The organism is Brevundimonas terrae, from assembly GCF_011761985.1.
Classification (GTDB): domain Bacteria; phylum Pseudomonadota; class Alphaproteobacteria; order Caulobacterales; family Caulobacteraceae; genus Brevundimonas; species Brevundimonas terrae.
On record NZ_JAASQT010000001.1, the window covers coordinates 784,056 to 799,130 of the forward strand.

A 15,075-nucleotide genomic window follows, 5' to 3' on the forward strand; every position below is an offset into this window, starting at 1 on the left:
TGCCTCTGGTTGAGATTAAATGCCCGATTTGACCGATAAACAAACCTTCTCCGACGACGACGCCCTGGAATTCCACAAGGCGCCGACGCCGGGCAAAATCTCCATGGCTCCAACCAAGCCGATGGCGACCCAGCGCGACCTGTCGCTGGCCTATTCGCCGGGCGTGGCGGTGCCGGTGCGTGCCATCGCCGAAGATCCCGACAAGGCCTATGACTATACGTCCAAGGGCAACCTTGTTGCGGTGATCTCGAACGGCACGGCCATTCTGGGTCTGGGCAACCTCGGTCACATGGCGTCCAAGCCGGTGATGGAAGGCAAGTCGGTTCTGTTCAAACGCTTTGCCGATGTCGACAGCTTCGACGTCGAAGTCAAAACGACCGATCCCGACGAGTTCATCACCGTCGTGAAAAACATCGGCGACACCTGGGGCGGTATCAACCTCGAGGACATCAAGTCCCCCGAGTGTTTCGAGATCGAGGCCCAGCTCCAGGACCTGCTCGATATTCCGGTCTTCCACGATGACCAGCACGGCACGGCCATTATCGCCACGGCCGGTCTGATCAATGCGGCCCATATTGCGGGCAAGCGTCTGGATGAACTGAAGGTGGTTCTGTCGGGTGCCGGTGCGGCGGGTCTGTCCACCATCGCCCTGATGAAGGCGGCGGGCGTTAAAGCCGAGAACACGGTCATCTGCGACCGCGACGGTGTGGTCTATAAGGGCCGCCCGTCGGGTATGGACCAGTGGAAGGCGGCACACGCCACCGAAACCGCGCACCGCACTCTGGCCGAGGCCATGGTCGGTGCCGATGTGGTGATCGGTCTGTCGGCCAAGGGCGCGATCAGCAAGGAAATGGTGGCCACGATGGCCCCGCGTCCGATCATCTTTGCGATGGCCAACCCCGATCCGGAAATCACGCCGGAAGAGATTCAAGAAGTACGCGATGATGCGATCATCGCCACAGGCCGCTCGGACTATCCGAACCAGGTCAATAACGTACTGGCCTTCCCGTACCTGTTCCGTGGTGCGCTGGATGTGCGTGCGCGCCAGATCAACCACGAGATGAAGGTGGCCTGTGCCGAGGCTCTGGCCGCCCTCGCCCGCGAGGATGTGCCGGACGAGGTGGCTGCGGCCTATCGTGGTCGCAAGCTGAAATTCGGTCCGGACTACATCATTCCGTCGCCGTTTGACCCGCGTCTGATCTGGTACATCCCGCCCTTCATCGCCCAGGTGGCGATGGATACCGGCGTGGCGCGTATGCCGATCGAGGACATGGAGGCCTATCGTATTTCCCTGCGCCAGCGCGTCGATCCGTCGGCAGCCCTGATGCAGAAGATCTCTTCGGCCGTCCGTATGGGGCCGAAACAGCGCGTGGTCTTTGCCGAGGGCGAAGAGCAGTCGGTTATCCGCGCCGCCTGGGCCTTCAAGCAGGCCGAACTGGGCGAGCCGATCCTGGTCGGTCGCGAAGAGCTGATCCGCCAGAACGCCGCCGAAGCCGGTCTGAACTTCGATGATCTGGGCATCAAGATCATGAATGCCCGCATTTCGGAGCGTAATACCGAATATGTGGACTGGCTGTATAACCGCCTGCAACGTCGCGGCTATCTGCGCCGTGACGTGCAACGCATGATCAATCAGGACCGCAACTATTTCGGTGCCGCCATGGTGGCGCGCGGCGAGGCGGACTGCATGGTTACGGGCGTGACCCGCAACTTCAACATGGCCCTGAAAGAGGTCCGCCGCGTTCTGGACGTGAGCGGGCGTATGATTGGTCTGTCGATCGTGCTGGCCAAGGGGCGCACCCTGTTCGTGGCCGACACCTCGATCCATGAACTGCCCAATGCCGAGGAACTGGCCGAAATCGCCATCAAGGCGGCCTCGACGGTTCGCAAGCTGGGCCGTACGCCACGCGTCGCCTTCATGTCCTACTCGACCTTCGGTGATCCCCCCGGTGATCGCGGCGAGAAGGTCCGCGAGGCCATCCGTATCCTCGACGGTATGGATGTAGACTTCGAATATGAAGGCGAAATCCCGCCGGAACTGGCGCTGAACCCCGATGCGCGTGCGAACTATCCGTTCATGCGTCTGACCGGTGATGCCAATGTGCTGGTGATGCCGGCCATTCATTCAGCCGCCATCTCGACCCGTCTGGTGCAGTCGCTGGGTGCGGCGACCGTGATCGGTCCGCTGCTGGTCGGTCTGGAGAAGTCGGTGCAAATCGTGCCGCTGGGTGCCTCGGTCAGCGAGATCATCACCTCGGCGACCTTTGCGGCCTATTCGGGCGCAGGTATCGAAGAGTAATCTTCGGACGAGAACCAAAGAGAAAGGGCGGTGCCAATGGCACCGCCCTTTTTCGTTTAGGTGTCCTGTTGTTCCTGCGACTTCTTCAGCGCCAAGTGGCGCGGCGCGACATAGAAGGCCAGCGCAATGGCAAACAGGCCGATCCCCATCGAATAGAAGAAGAAGGTCATATAGCCCGCGCCTAAACCTGCGACACTGACCCCGCTCTTGGCGGCCCCTTCGACCAGAGAGCCTTCGGGCAGGGCGGTGAAAAAGCCCTTCAGAGGGGCGGTGAACCCACCGGCATCGGCCGAGCGGGCCGAGGCCTCGACGATCTTGCCCGATTGCGACGCCACCAGCTTGCCGGGCAGAGCATAGAGCGAGCTGAACAGGGCATATTGCGTGGCGGTAAAACCGACCGAGGTCAGGCTGGACATATAGGCAATCAGGGCCGTGCCCGCGATGCCGGTAGCCACATTGTCGATGCCGATAGAAATGAACAGGGCGTGCAGGTCATGGCCCTGAGTGGCCAGCCAGGCAAAGACCAGATTGGAAATCGGGCTCATAAAGGCCCCGATCAGCATGGTGCGGATCAGTCCGAAACGGGCCACCATCGCCCCGCCCACAAAGACACCCAACGACATGGCAACCACGCCGAAAATCTTGCGGACCTCGCCGATTTCCAGAAGGCTGAACCCCAGATCCAGATAGAAGGGGTTCATGATGTTCAGAACGAAATCGGACAGGCGATAAAGGCAGATCAGCGCAAGGATCGGCCCGGCCAGCTTGCCGAAACGGACGAAGAAATCCTTCACCGGCGCACCGAATGAAGCGGCCAGATAGGCCCCCGGACGGGTGCGATAGTTGGGAACGGGCGAGCAGGCACAGAACAGCAGGCCAAATCCGGCAATGATCCAGACAAATTGGATCAGTACGCCCAGACCGCCTGACGTTTCCAGACCGCCTGCAAACAGGGCCATCAGCGCATCGGGCAAGACCGGACCCAACGCCCATTCAAACGCAGAAATCTTGTCGGTCAGGCCGGTGCCGATCAAGATCGCGGCAAGGAAGATCAGGCCGATACGGATGACCCATTCGATCTTTTCGGCGACGGGACGCGACGGGATGTCCGACACCGGAATGGGACGGATGACATGGGCTTGTTCGCGCGGGGCCAGCAGAACGCCCAGAACACCGATCCCCATCAGGGCGGCCATAACGGCATAGGACAGGTTCCAGTTATAGAACTCGGCCAGTGCCAGCGGTACGAAACCGGCGACGATCTGGGCAACGCGATAACCCAGTTGATAGGCGGCGGCCATGGCCCCTTGGCGGCTGTCATCCACGGCCTCGATGCGCCATGCATCGATGGCGATATCCTGTGTCGCGCCAAAGAAGCCGACCATGACGGCAAACAGCGCCACCATGCCCAGATTGTCATTGGGGTTCTGGCCCGAAATCAACCACAGACCGAGAATGATGACCCCCTGTGTCGCCAGCATCCACGAGCGGCGATGGCCGAGCCATTTGGACAGAAGCGGAATGTTCGTCCGGTCCAGCAGCGGGGCCCAGACGAATTTCAACGCATAGGTCAGGGTCGCCAGCGCAAAGAAGCCGATCATTTCCAGCGAAACACCGCTGTCGCGCAGCCATGCCGACAAGGTGTCATAGATCAGCAGGAAGGGCAGACCCGCAGAGAAGCCCAGCAACAGCATGGAAAACGGGCGGCGCTCGGCATAGACCGCCAATCCTGCCAAACGCCCGGCCTTGGGTTTTTTAGTAACTGTGGTGTCAGACACAGAACTTCCGGCGGGCGTGTGTTCAGGCTTTGCCATGCGAGGCTCCGGTTCATAACCGGAGGTGTCCGGCGTCAGGTCGTGGCGACCAATTTGGCGTGGTTATACCCGTTCGTCCAGCGCGACAGAGCCATTCTTAGTGCATCGATTTCGAGTGGTTTGGTCAGGTGGTCGTTCATGCCCGCCTCCAGACAGGCGGCGCGGTCCTCGGTATAGGCATTGGCGGTCAGGGCCACGATGGGGGTGGTGTCGCCGCGGGCGCGTAATTGCAGTGCCGCCGTCACCCCATCCATGCGCGGCATACGCATGTCCATGAAGATGATGTCGAACAGATGCGAGCGGGCCGCCTCTAGTGCCTCGTGACCGTCGGCGGCGGTCTGTACGGTGCAGCCTTCACGTCGCAACAGGGTCTTGGCCAGAAGCTGTCCGACCGGATTGTCCTCGACCAGCAGGACCCGCACCCCCTTGAAGGTGCCAACGGCCAGACGATCATCTTCCAGATGGCGGATCGACAGAGGCGTTACATCGGCGCGTTCCGACGCAACAATAATCCGCTCGGCAAGGGATTCACGACGCAGCGGCTTGATGAGATAGCCGTGATAACCGTCGCGTTTATAGCTGGAAATAAGATCGCGCTCGGACGGTTTGAGCAGGATGATGGCGCGCTGGTTGGCGGGCAGGGGCACGCGTCCGCTCTCGTCGGCCAGACTGTGGTCGATCAGGATGACATCGGCCTGTTTGACGACCTTGCCGCCACTGGCGGTGATCTGGTTGCCGATGCTTTCGCTCAGCATGGGATCGGGGCTTGTGACCTGAACCTTGATGCCGTGCAGGGGGCGTCTGCGCTCCGGTGTGGCGGCGCGGTTGAACTGGGCCTCGAAGCGGAAACGGGCGCCTTGTCCATCGGGTCGATTTTCGACCGTGACCTTGCCCTTCATGGCATCGGCCAGACGGCGCACCACGGCCAGACCCAGTCCCGCTCCGTCATGGCGGGCCGCATCGGATTGGTCGGCGTGTCCGAATTCCTCGAAGATACGGGTGCGGGCATCCTCGGGGACGCCGGGGCCGGTATCGTCAATCAGGAAGCAGATTTTCGGCTTCAGTTCCGTGCCGCCGCAGCGGGTAATGGAAATATGGACCCCGCCCTGATCGGTGAATTTCACCGCATTGCCCGCAAGGTTGAACAGGATCTGACGCAGGCGGCCTTCATCGGCGATGATGTCGGGGGCGTCGGCGGCGACCGACCACATGATTTCAAGGCCATGTTCGTGGGCGCGCGTGCTGAGCAGTTCGGCGACGCTGCGGGTCAGGCCCTCCAGATCGACGGGGGCCAGATCGAACTCCAGCGCGCCCGCTTCGAGGCGGGCATAGTCGAGCAGATCATTGACCAGACCCAGCAGGTGTTCGGCAGATTTCTGGGCTGCTTCGGTATAGGCGCGCTGGGCACCATCAAGTCGGGTGCGGGACAACAGGCCCAGCATACCGATCACCCCGTTCAGGGGGGTACGCATCTCGTGGCTCATCAGCCGCAAGAATTGCTGTTCGGGTGCGCCTTGCGACAGCTTGTCGAGCGCCGTCACAGCGGGGGGCTTTTTACGCGAGGTCGTGCGGTCAGTTTGATCCATAAGGTAAAGCTTAAGTCCCCGAATGTAAAAAACTGACGAACATTGCTTTTTTAATTTACGATACGTGCTGTGTCATCAGATTGAAGTCCTGTTCGGCGCGCATGGTGCTGCGACGATACATCAGGGCCTCGGCCACATGGTGACGGCCAATCTGTCCGCTGCTCTCAAGGTCGGCAATGGTGCGGGCAAGGCGTAGGGTACGGGTCCAGCCGCGAGCGCTCATTCCGCTGTTTTCGGCGGCCTTGGTCAGCAGGGCCTTGGCGTCGGCATCGGGGCGGGTAAAGGCTTCGAAGGCCTCTCCGTTCAGGCGGGCATTGAGGCCATCACGGCTGTCTATGCCGAAATCTGTGGCACGACGGGTTTGCAGATCGCGGGCGCGACTGACACGCGCGGCGACCTCTGCTGTGCCTTCGGCAGGGGGCGGCAGGGCCATGTCGGCGGCGGTGACCGGCGGGGTGTCGATGGTCAGGTCGATACGGTCAAACAGCGGGCCGGAGATACGGTTCTGATAATCGCGCTGGCAGCGGGGTGCCTTGCCGCAGGCCCCTTTACCTGCGCCGCCCATACCACAGCGACACGGGTTCATGGCGGCGATCAGTTGGAAACGCGCCGGATAGCGCACATGGGCATTGGCGCGGGCCACCATGATCTCTCCGGTTTCCAGCGGTTGCCGCAAGGAATCCAGCGCTTGCGGCGAATATTCGGGCAGTTCGTCAAGGAAGAGGACGCCATTATGGGCCAAGGACGCCTCGCCCGGCTTGGCGCGATGGCCGCCCCCCGTCAGAGCTGCCATCGAGGCGGAATGGTGGGGCGCACGAAAAGGTCGTTCTCGATTTAAAGCCCCGCGCTCGATCAGGCCGGCAACCGACCACACCATCGAGGTTTCCAAAAGCTCGGCAGGCGTCAGCGGCGGCAACAGATCGGGCAGGCGCTGGGCCAGCATCGATTTTCCCGAACCGGGTTGGCCGATAAATAACAGATTGTGCCCGCCCGCTGCGGCAATCTCCAAGGCCCGCTTGGCCCCTTCCTGTCCTTTGACGTCACGCAGGTCGGCCACGGCCTTGGCTTCGCTCATATCGCCCGGCTTGGGGGCGGTGAGGATTTGCTGGCCACGGAAATGGTTGATGAGTGAAATCAGAGAGCGCGGGGCCAACAGGCGCACATCCCCTGCCCAAGCCGCCTCGGGACCATTGGCCTCGGGACAGATCAGGCCCAGCCCCATGGCGGATGCCGCAACGGCGGCAGGTAGCGCCCCGCCGACACGCGCAATCTGGCCATCCAGTCCCAGTTCGCCAATGGCCGACCAGCCCTCCAAGGCATCCGGTCCGATCACCCCCATCGAGGCCAGAAGGGCCAGAGCAATCGGCAGGTCAAAATGGCTGCCTTCCTTGGGCAGGTCGGCGGGGGCCAGATTGGCGATAATCTTTTTGGGCGGCAGGGAAAGGCCGATACCGGCAAAGGCCCCGCGCACCCTCTCGCGGCTTTCGGCCACGGCCTTGTCCGGTAGGCCGACAATGGAGAAGGCGCCCTGTGGTGTGGCCACCAACTGCACCTCGACATCGACACGGCGAGCCTCGGCCCCGTCGAATGCCAGCGTCACCACGCGTGCCACCATGATTGTTCCCCACCGCTTCCATGCGGGAACAAATCACGAACTTATAGGCTTTGCAATAGCGTTGATATTTTAAATATCTAATCCGCTTCAGGCGTGATGCTGTGAATGACCGTGCCCTCAGCATCGAGGAATTGGATCGAACCGAAGCCTTCTTCGGTAACGGTCATCCTGATGCGGGGTTTGTTGTTCTTGTCCGAGAGGAAAACGGCGGGGGTACCGTCAGCGGCAACGGTGAACTGCATACGGGTGGGGGTGGATACGCCGGGGACAAGCGCATTGCCCAGTGCTGGCTCGCGTATCAGAGGCGGGGCCTGATTGATTGAAAAGGCCACCGATCCATCCGGTGAAACCCGCCAGCCGATCGCATCCATGGCGGGATGGTCCAGCGCCAGTACCGCCATGCCGCCCTCGACATCGGCAGTGCCGAAGCCGCCGCGCTCGCTGCCCTTGTCATCATAAAGGATCAGTCCCGCGACATTGAAGGCGCGCTTGTACTGGATGCCGTCAATGATTGGCGCGGGTGTTTCTCCCGACAATGTCATGCGGATGGTGCCGTCAGCATCGACTATATCGATACGTCGCGCACTAATCCGCTCATGGTCCGGAGCTTCGATACGCGTTTGTGGACTGTGATCTTCGATGATGCGGTTCAGGACGTCCAGTGACGGGCGTTTGGGTTCTGCGTCCTGTGACATGGCAGGAACAGCCGTCAGGGTCGCCAGCACCATCGGTACGGCTGTCATGAGTGTTGAACGCATGGTTTCTCTCCCCAGAGTGGCAGTACCTAGTGCTATGCCTGACGCTTCTTCTCGATCACGTCCCACATCGCCGCCGTCGCATCGATGCCCGAGAAGTCCAGAAGCTGTTGGGCACCGGTCGGGGAGGTGACGTTGATCTCGGTCATATAGTCGCCGATAACGTCGATACCGACGAAGATCAGGCCGCGTTCTTTCAGATAGCCGCCGATAGTGGCGCAGATTTCCTTGTCGCGTTCGGTCAGTTCGACGGGGGCTGCTGTGCCACCGACGCGCAGGTTGGAGCGCACCTGATCCTTGGCCGGAATGCGATTGATGGCCCCGACAGGCTCGCCATCGACAATCAGGATGCGCTTGTCGCCAGCCGATACGGCGGGGATGAATTTCTGGATCACCAGCGGATCGCGCGAGGCGGAGGCGTGGATTTCGATCAGGGCCTCAAGATTGGGATCATCGGCCTTCAGACGCACCACACCGGAACCGGCGGCACCATGCAGAGGTTTCAGGACCACATCGCCGTGGCGTTTGTGGAAGTCCATCAGCGCCACCGGATCAATGCTGATCAGGGTCGGCGGTTGCAGTTGCGGCCACAGGGTGGCGACCAGTTTTTCGGGCGCAGAGCGGACCTCGGCCGGATCATTGACCACCAGCGTCTTGGGATGGATGCGTTCCAGCAAATAGGTGGCCGTCACATAGGCCATGTCGAACGGCGGATCCTGACGCATCAGCACCACATCGATATCGTTTTCGAGGTCCAGCTTGACCTCGTCGCCAAAGGTGACGTGATCGCCCTGTGCTTTTTTCACGGTGACCGGACGGGCGCGGCAATAGAGGCGGCCTTCGTCCAGAGCGAGGGTGCGGAAGTCATAGACCCATAGCTTGTGCCCGCGTGCCTGCCCCGTCAGGGCCATCAGGAAGGTGGTGTCCGAGCTGACATTGACGTCCTCGATCGGATCCATCTGGATGGCGACTTTGAGCATGGCGTTTCCTTTAACGGGCCGCGTGGCGTGAAGAGCAAGGCTTAGATGCAGGGTGCAATCAAGGCCATGGATCATGTGTGGCGATGCGGGTGCCGGTTCGCAAGGACCGCAGGGACGTTTAATGCAGCCTAGTTCAGTCTCAGCCGAATTTTGTGCAGGCTATAGGCCGTGCTGGCCTCGACGGCATCGCTGATTTCACGGGCGCGGGCGATGGCTTCCATGGCACCGTTTAAAATGCCCTGACGCTCGCGGGCGGCGGCGACATCCAGCCACGGGCGGTGGTCGCACGGGTCAAGAACGGCGCGGCGCAGGGCCGAGCGCTCGGCCAGATCATAGGCCTGAGCCGTCATGGCGCGGGCAAAGACGATGTTTTGTAGCCGGATCACGGCCTGTCGGTCGCTGATCGGTGCCATCAGAAGATCGAGCCGGTCGGCCACATGCAGGGTCAAACCGGCATGAAGGGCGCGGCGGGTCAGTTCGCTGGGCAGGACCAGTCGGCCCTGACTGAAGGGGTCCAGAGCCACCGGCCCTTCGGGGGTTTCCACCCGCAGCAGAACGTGGCCGGGGAAGTCGACGGCGGCGGCCTCCAGCCCTGCGCGACGGGCGGCTTCCAGATAGAAGATCACCAGAAGGGCCGACAGGCCCCGACGCGACTGGGTGACATTGATAATATCGGTGCCGTGCAAGGTTTCGCCGTTCAGCAGATCGCCATTGAGGCGGAAATCTCCGGCCATGGTTTCGGTCAGGGCTTCGTCGGGAGATTCTTTTTCGACGCGCTCGCGTAGACGTTTGGACGAGGCCTCGACCAGTTGGCGCACCGCCGAGGCATCGCGGAACGGGGCATCATGCAGGGCACAGGCAATGGTGGCTTCCAGTGTCGGGAAGGCCTTGTCGTCGGCGAGGCCGGCGGCTTCCAGAATGGCTATCGCCTCTTCACGGGTCAAAACGCGTCCGTCCACTGCTCATCAGGTTGCGAACATGGCGCGGAAAGCGGCCGGGCGATAGGGCAATAAGATCAAGACGCGGTGTCAGGCGACCGAGAGCAGGGCGGCTGCGGCACAGACGGGTGGCGGCCTGTAACAAACGATCCTGTTGGTCGGGTAACAGCGACAGCTCGGCCTGATCCAGACGGGTGCGGGACTTGACCTCGACGACAACCAGATAGCCGCCTTTGCGCGCCAGAATATCGATTTCGGCCATGGGGGTTATCAGGCGAAACCCCAGAATTTGATAACCTTTGAGCATCAGGTACAGCGCCGCCAACCACTCGTTGCGGTGACCGGTGCGCCAGGCCTTGCGGCCTCGCCCGCTGCGTTCGGATACTGCCACGGCTATTTCTTGCGCCCCCGCCAGATCTATTTCCCCTGTAGCTCCAAGGCGCGTTTGTAGAGCATTTTGCGCGGAAGATTGAGCGCTTTGGACACTTCCGAAGCAGCCTCACCCAAGGGCAGGCGGGTCATGGCTTCGGTCAGGGCGGTGTCGATATCGGCCTCGCTGGCCACTTCGTCCGCACCCGGCGCAATGACGATAACGATTTCGCCCTTGGGGGCATCGCAACGCGGATTGGCGGCCAGTTCCGGCAGGGTGCCGCGCACGCATTCTTCGTAAAGCTTGGTCAGTTCGCGGGCGACAGCGGCATCGCGCGGGCCAAGGACCTCGGCCATGTCGGTCAGGCTGTCCTTCAGGCGCGGGCCGCTTTCAAAGAAGACCAGGGTCTGGCGCGAGGTGCGCAATTCTTCCAGCGCGGTTTTGCGCGCCGCAGACTTGGGCGGCAGGAAACCGGCAAAGGTGAAACGGTCGGACGGCAGACCGGCAATGCACAGGGCCGCCAGCGCACTGGAGGCACCGGGAATGGGGTGGACCGGCAGGCCCTCGGCAATGGCGGCGCGGGCGACGATAAAGCCGGGGTCGGACACCATCGGCGTTCCGGCATCCGATACCAGCGCCACCACGGCACCGTCCTTCAGGTGGCCGATAGCGATTTCGGCGGCGCGATTGGATGTGTGGTCGTCACAGCGTTCCAGCTTGGCCTTGATGCCATAGGCGGTCAGCAGCTTGGCGGTGACGCGGGTGTCCTCGGCCAACACCACATCGGCGGCGGACAGCACATCCAGAGCCCGCAAGGTAATGTCGCGCAGATTCCCGATCGGCGTCGCCACCAGATAAAGCCCGCCGGAGACGGAGCGGGCAGGCGGGGCGGTACGCGGAAACTGGGCGGGATCTGACGGGTGATCGGACATGGCGCGGACCCTGCCAGTGTCTGCGATCCGGCTCAATGGCGGGGGCAAAAAGAAAAGCGGGCCGCCCTTTCGAGGCGACCCGCTGTAATGCGCATTGAGGGTTGGCCCTAACGGGGGCCGCGTCCTTTCAGTCCGCCAAAGACCAGCGACACCACAAACAGGATCACGGCGATAATGGCGACGAATTTGGCGATTTCCATCGAGGTACCGGCAATACCGCCAAACCCGAGAAGGGCGGCGACCAAGGCGATGATGAAAAAGATAATGGCCCAACGCAGCATGTTGTAACTCCCTGATTATTTTATGGGGTGCGGCCACCTGAGTGACTGCGGGGATCCAAAACTGAACGCGTCTCTGCGGCGGGGTGTTCCGTAAAACGGAAATATTCGGGTCATTAAAATGCAAATGGCGCAGCCCGTATAAGGCTGCGCCATGCATGTTTTCTATGTCGCTTGGGGTTAGCGGCGACGGCTACGGCTTGATCTGCGATCGCGATCCCTCGGGGCGTCTCGACCCTGATCGTTGAAGACCGTCAGAGCCAGTGCGGCCAGTCCCGGTTTTTTCAAAAGCACAGCACCGGCAGCCAGCGCGACGACGATGCCGATGACCGGACGTTGCTGGGCCAGATGCAGAAGGCGGGCGGGCAGACCTTCGGGTTCTTCATCTTCATAATCGTCGTCATCTTCATCACCAACCTTGTTGGCAAAGACGAGGAAGGCGATCAGGGCCAGCACAGCAAACAGGCCCGCCGTTATTGCCGCAGCCCCTATCGGGGTCAGTACGAGGCTGAGACCATAGAAGACGGTCGCGCCCAGAGCGACAATGGCCACGAGCGCGGCGCCCGCGGCGACGGCCCCGGCGATCATGCGGTTGACGAGATGGCGGATCATCAGTTGCGACGGCCTGCCAACAGAAGGCCGATCACCACGCCGACGCCCAGAGCGATGGCGGTGGATTGCAGCGGGCGTTCCTGAACGCGTTCGGTGACATAGCGCTGGGCGTCGTCAAAACGGTCCTGCGCTTCGCCATAATATTCCTGACCGCGTTCGCGGGCGGTGGCATAGTATTCGCCAGCCTTGCCCTTGAGTTCTTCGGCCTTGATTTTAGCCGCGGCCCTGGCCTCGGCAGCCTTGGCCTTGAGGTTGGCGGCTTCCTCGCGGGCACCGAGCTTCACATCATCCTTCAAGGTCACAACATCTTCCTTCAGGGTTTTGAGGTCGTCTTTGATGGCTTCACGAGTCTTGGACGTCGCCATGGGGCATCGCCTCCGTAATGAGCTTGGCTATAAGATAAGGGGTCCATCAACCCAACGCTATAGGCAACAAGCCGTTCCGCCAGCGAAATGATTAAGCGCTTTGTTTGTAATGGGAAGTGGCGGCTGGAAGTTTATAGTTATGCCACTGGATGATCTGGGTTTTGTCCCATAATGTCGGGCCTATGACCGACTGGCTGATTGCACCCCGTCCCGCCTCTTCCTTGCCGCTCGATAACGATGTGCGGCGATTTGCCGTGCGCCGTATCTTCTGTGTCGGCCAGAATTATGCGGCCCATGCGCGTGAAATGGGGGCTGCTGGCGACAAGCCCGACCCGTTCTTTTTCACCAAGCCCGCCGATGCGGTGGTGGTGGACGGGGGTGATCCTGTCTATCCGCTGGCGACGGCCAATCTGCATTATGAAGTCGAACTGGTGGTGGCGCTGGGCGAGGGCGGTGCGCCGATCGGCTGGGGTGTCGGGGTGGACCTGACGCGCCGAGACCTGCAATCGGCGGCCAAGTCGGCGGGGCGTCCGTGGGATGCCGCCAAGGCCTTTGACCAGTCGGCCCCGTGCGGCGCGCTCAGCCTAACACCACCGCCTGCCAATGCGGTGATCCGCCTGAAGGTGAATGGCGAGGTACGCCAGAGCAGCCACTTGGGCGACATGCTGTGGGATGTGGACGGCATTTTGGGCAAGGCGGCGCAGTTGTGGAATTTGCAGGCGGGCGACCTGTTCTTTACCGGCACGCCCGAAGGGGTCGGGCCTTTGAATGCCGGTGATTATGTCGAGGCCGAAATCGAGGGCCTGCCCTCGCTCAGCTTTACGGTGATGGCACGATGATCCTGCACGGCTATTGGCGCTCGGGCACCAGCTATCGCACGCGTATCGCGCTTAACCTCAAGGGCCTGACCTATGATCAGGCGGCGGTGGATTTGCGCACGGGACAGCAAAAATCCGACGCCTATCTGGCGCATAATCCGCAAGGTCTGGTTCCGGCGCTGGAGATGAATGACGGGACGGTCCTGACCCAGAGCCCTGCCATTCTGGAATGGCTGGAAGAACAGTATCCGCAAGCGCCGCTCCTGCCGTCGGAGGCAGTGGCGCGGGCACAGGTGCGGGCCATGGCGGCGGTGGTCGGGTGCGACATTCACCCGTTGAATAATCTGCGCGTGCTGAAGGCCATCAAGGGTTTGGGGGCCGATGAAGCGGCGACCAGCCAGTGGATCGGCCAATGGATCCATGACGGCTTTGCCGCGCTGGAGGTTCTGGTCGCAAGACACGGCAAGGGCTGGTGCTATGGCGATCAACCGACGCTGGCGGACTGTTATCTGGTGCCGCAAATCTATTCGGCGCGACGTTTCAATATCGATCTGTCGGCCTATCCGCATCTGTTGGCCATTGAGGCGCGGGCCGAACAGCATCCGGCCTTTATGGCGGCCCACCCCGACCAGCAACCGGACGCCGATCCGGCCTAAGAGGGCGGGCGGATGAAAAAAGAAGGTGAAGACGAACTTCACCCTCTTTAGCGACCGGCGGTCAATCTCGCGTAAACCAATCGGCGCCAGATTGGCCTCGTGAGATTCTCTGACGCACATAATCCGGCTGACAGACTGGCCCTTGCCGTGGCCGTGGAGTCTGATCCCTATCGCCCGCTACCCCTTCGGCAGCGCGAAGATTCTGTGCGCCAGATTCTGCAAACGGCGTCGGATGCCGGTATCTCCATGGTGGCGACCAAGCCGACAGGGGATGGTGAGCGTTTACTGGGTCAGTCATGGCCCTTCCCGTCGCCCTTCCGCGTTTCGGTCCGTACGGTGGAACTGTCCGAAGGACTGGACCGTGCCGAGGCCCGCGCTCGCCGCTCTCTGGAACATATGGGCCTGCCGCGCGGTGACGTGGTTCTGGTGCAAAATGCCAATGATCTGGCCGGTGAAGAGGGCCGCGCCCTGTGGAACCGTCTGCAGGGACTGAAAGAGCGCGGCCTGTTCCGCAAGATCGGCTTTATTGCCTCTATTGAAGACAGCCCTGCTGTGCTGGCGCGTCGTTTCCAGCCGGATGTGGTGCAACTGCCCTGCAATGTGCTGGACCAGCGTGCCCGCAAGAATGGCACCATCGAAAGTCTGGCCGAGATGGGGGTTGGGGTTCACCTGTCCTCGGTGTTTGCCAAGGGCTTGCTGTTTACCACCTCGGACCGTTTGCCTGAAGGCTTCCGTGCCTTTGCGCCGTCGCTGTCGCGGGTACGCCGCCGCATGGCCGAGGCCTGCGTGGACCCAATGCAGGCGGCACTGACCTATGGGCTGAACCTGCCGGGCGTCGAGCGCGTGATCGTCAAGGTCAACTCGGCACCGCAACTGCGGGCCATTTTGGCCGCCTCCTATGCGCCCTGCGCCGATATCGACTGGTCCAGCATGGCGCTGGAAGACAGCTCGGCGGCGCTCAGCGCCCGCCTGCGCGTGGTCAATGCGGCCTAAGCCCTGCAGGCCTAGTATAGACGACTTAAAATGGGGACTGATGGTGCACTAGGCTTGAGGTAAG

General features: G+C 61.7%; 15 protein-coding genes. 4 read left to right on the forward strand and 11 right to left on the reverse strand.

What is annotated here, in order from left to right; all coding sequences use genetic code 11:
* Nucleotides 1–19 precede the first annotated feature (19 nt).
* Entirely contained in the window at nucleotides 20–2,299 is a 2,280-nt protein-coding gene (locus FHS64_RS03775) for an NADP-dependent malic enzyme (protein WP_167175870.1), read from the forward strand.
* 56 nt (nucleotides 2,300–2,355) lie between these two features.
* On the opposite strand, the gene FHS64_RS03780 is transcribed toward FHS64_RS03775, so the two are convergent.
* The 11 genes from FHS64_RS03780 to FHS64_RS03830 form a co-directional block, all read right to left on the reverse strand.
* Nucleotides 2,356–4,113: an AmpG family muropeptide MFS transporter gene (locus FHS64_RS03780; RefSeq protein ID WP_167175873.1), complete on the reverse strand. Its 1,758-nt coding sequence runs from the start codon at nucleotides 4,111–4,113 to the stop codon at nucleotides 2,356–2,358.
* Nucleotides 4,114–4,148: 35 nt separating this feature from the next.
* The gene (locus tag FHS64_RS03785) at nucleotides 4,149–5,699 is read right to left on the reverse strand and encodes a response regulator (RefSeq protein ID WP_167175876.1); all 1,551 of its coding nucleotides are present in this window, start codon (nucleotides 5,697–5,699) and stop codon (nucleotides 4,149–4,151) included.
* A 55-nt stretch (nucleotides 5,700–5,754) separates the two neighbouring features.
* Entirely contained in the window at nucleotides 5,755–7,314 is a 1,560-nt protein-coding gene (locus tag FHS64_RS03790; protein ID WP_167175879.1) for a YifB family Mg chelatase-like AAA ATPase, read from the reverse strand.
* Between the two features lie 77 nt (nucleotides 7,315–7,391).
* Nucleotides 7,392–8,072, reverse strand: a complete 681-nt coding sequence (locus tag FHS64_RS03795) for a hypothetical protein (protein ID WP_208380534.1) — start codon at nucleotides 8,070–8,072, stop codon at nucleotides 7,392–7,394.
* Between the two features lie 32 nt (nucleotides 8,073–8,104).
* Entirely contained in the window at nucleotides 8,105–9,049 is a 945-nt protein-coding gene (gene gshB / locus FHS64_RS03800; protein ID WP_167175882.1) for a glutathione synthase, read from the reverse strand.
* 128 nt (nucleotides 9,050–9,177) lie between these two features.
* A complete protein-coding gene (locus FHS64_RS03805) occupies nucleotides 9,178–9,993 on the reverse strand; it encodes a transglutaminase family protein (RefSeq protein WP_167175885.1) in 816 nt (271 codons plus the stop codon).
* Nucleotides 9,983–10,378 carry a YraN family protein gene (locus FHS64_RS03810; protein WP_167175888.1) on the reverse strand — a complete coding sequence of 132 codons (396 nt, stop codon included), beginning with the start codon at nucleotides 10,376–10,378 and terminating at the stop codon, nucleotides 9,983–9,985. The genes FHS64_RS03805 and FHS64_RS03810 overlap by 11 nt, the downstream gene beginning before the upstream one ends.
* Before the next feature lie 26 nt (nucleotides 10,379–10,404).
* Complete coding sequence (gene rsmI, locus FHS64_RS03815) at nucleotides 10,405–11,289, reverse strand: 16S rRNA (cytidine(1402)-2'-O)-methyltransferase (protein WP_167175891.1); 885 nt, start codon at nucleotides 11,287–11,289, stop codon at nucleotides 10,405–10,407.
* A gap of 107 nt (nucleotides 11,290–11,396) precedes the next feature.
* Nucleotides 11,397–11,570 (reverse strand): DUF1328 domain-containing protein, encoded by a 174-nt coding sequence (locus tag FHS64_RS03820; RefSeq protein WP_167175894.1) that lies wholly within the window; start codon nucleotides 11,568–11,570, stop codon nucleotides 11,397–11,399.
* Nucleotides 11,571–11,747: 177 nt separating this feature from the next.
* Complete coding sequence (locus FHS64_RS03825; RefSeq protein WP_208380536.1) at nucleotides 11,748–12,179, reverse strand: hypothetical protein; 432 nt, start codon at nucleotides 12,177–12,179, stop codon at nucleotides 11,748–11,750.
* The gene (locus FHS64_RS03830; protein ID WP_167175897.1) at nucleotides 12,179–12,544 is read right to left on the reverse strand and encodes an ElaB/YgaM/YqjD family protein; all 366 of its coding nucleotides are present in this window, start codon (nucleotides 12,542–12,544) and stop codon (nucleotides 12,179–12,181) included. The genes FHS64_RS03825 and FHS64_RS03830 overlap by 1 nt, the downstream gene beginning before the upstream one ends.
* 182 nt (nucleotides 12,545–12,726) lie before the next feature.
* Between FHS64_RS03830 and FHS64_RS03835 the strand changes: the two genes are divergently transcribed.
* The 3 genes from FHS64_RS03835 (at nucleotide 12,727) to FHS64_RS03845 (ending at nucleotide 15,011) form a co-directional block, all read left to right on the forward strand.
* Entirely contained in the window at nucleotides 12,727–13,383 is a 657-nt protein-coding gene (locus FHS64_RS03835; RefSeq protein WP_167175899.1) for a fumarylacetoacetate hydrolase family protein, read from the forward strand.
* Nucleotides 13,380–14,018: a maleylacetoacetate isomerase gene (gene maiA / locus FHS64_RS03840; protein ID WP_167175902.1), complete on the forward strand. Its 639-nt coding sequence runs from the start codon at nucleotides 13,380–13,382 to the stop codon at nucleotides 14,016–14,018. The genes FHS64_RS03835 and maiA overlap by 4 nt, the downstream gene beginning before the upstream one ends.
* Before the next feature lie 99 nt (nucleotides 14,019–14,117).
* Entirely contained in the window at nucleotides 14,118–15,011 is an 894-nt protein-coding gene (locus FHS64_RS03845) for an aldo/keto reductase (protein ID WP_167175905.1), read from the forward strand.
* The last annotated feature ends 64 nt before the right edge of the window (nucleotides 15,012–15,075 follow it).

What these genes read in the sequence shown, in the direction of transcription:
- FHS64_RS03795 (WP_208380534.1), bottom strand. Translation starts at nt 8,072, where the DNA reads ATGCGTTCAACACTCATGACAGCCGTACCGATGGTGCTGGCGACCCTG.
- FHS64_RS03835 (WP_167175899.1), top strand. Translation starts at nt 12,727, where the DNA reads ATGACCGACTGGCTGATTGCACCCCGTCCCGCCTCTTCCTTGCCGCTC.
- gshB (WP_167175882.1), bottom strand. Translation starts at nt 9,049, where the DNA reads ATGCTCAAAGTCGCCATCCAGATGGATCCGATCGAGGACGTCAATGTC.
- maiA (WP_167175902.1), top strand. Translation starts at nt 13,380, where the DNA reads ATGATCCTGCACGGCTATTGGCGCTCGGGCACCAGCTATCGCACGCGT.
- FHS64_RS03775 (WP_167175870.1), top strand. Translation starts at nt 20, where the DNA reads ATGCCCGATTTGACCGATAAACAAACCTTCTCCGACGACGACGCCCTG.
- FHS64_RS03790 (WP_167175879.1), bottom strand. Translation starts at nt 7,314, where the DNA reads ATGGTGGCACGCGTGGTGACGCTGGCATTCGACGGGGCCGAGGCTCGC.
- FHS64_RS03780 (WP_167175873.1), bottom strand. Translation starts at nt 4,113, where the DNA reads ATGGCAAAGCCTGAACACACGCCCGCCGGAAGTTCTGTGTCTGACACC.
- FHS64_RS03785 (WP_167175876.1), bottom strand. Translation starts at nt 5,699, where the DNA reads ATGGATCAAACTGACCGCACGACCTCGCGTAAAAAGCCCCCCGCTGTG.
- rsmI (WP_167175891.1), bottom strand. Translation starts at nt 11,289, where the DNA reads ATGTCCGATCACCCGTCAGATCCCGCCCAGTTTCCGCGTACCGCCCCG.
- FHS64_RS03830 (WP_167175897.1), bottom strand. Translation starts at nt 12,544, where the DNA reads ATGGCGACGTCCAAGACTCGTGAAGCCATCAAAGACGACCTCAAAACC.
- FHS64_RS03825 (WP_208380536.1), bottom strand. Translation starts at nt 12,179, where the DNA reads ATGATCCGCCATCTCGTCAACCGCATGATCGCCGGGGCCGTCGCCGCG.
- FHS64_RS03820 (WP_167175894.1), bottom strand. Translation starts at nt 11,570, where the DNA reads ATGCTGCGTTGGGCCATTATCTTTTTCATCATCGCCTTGGTCGCCGCC.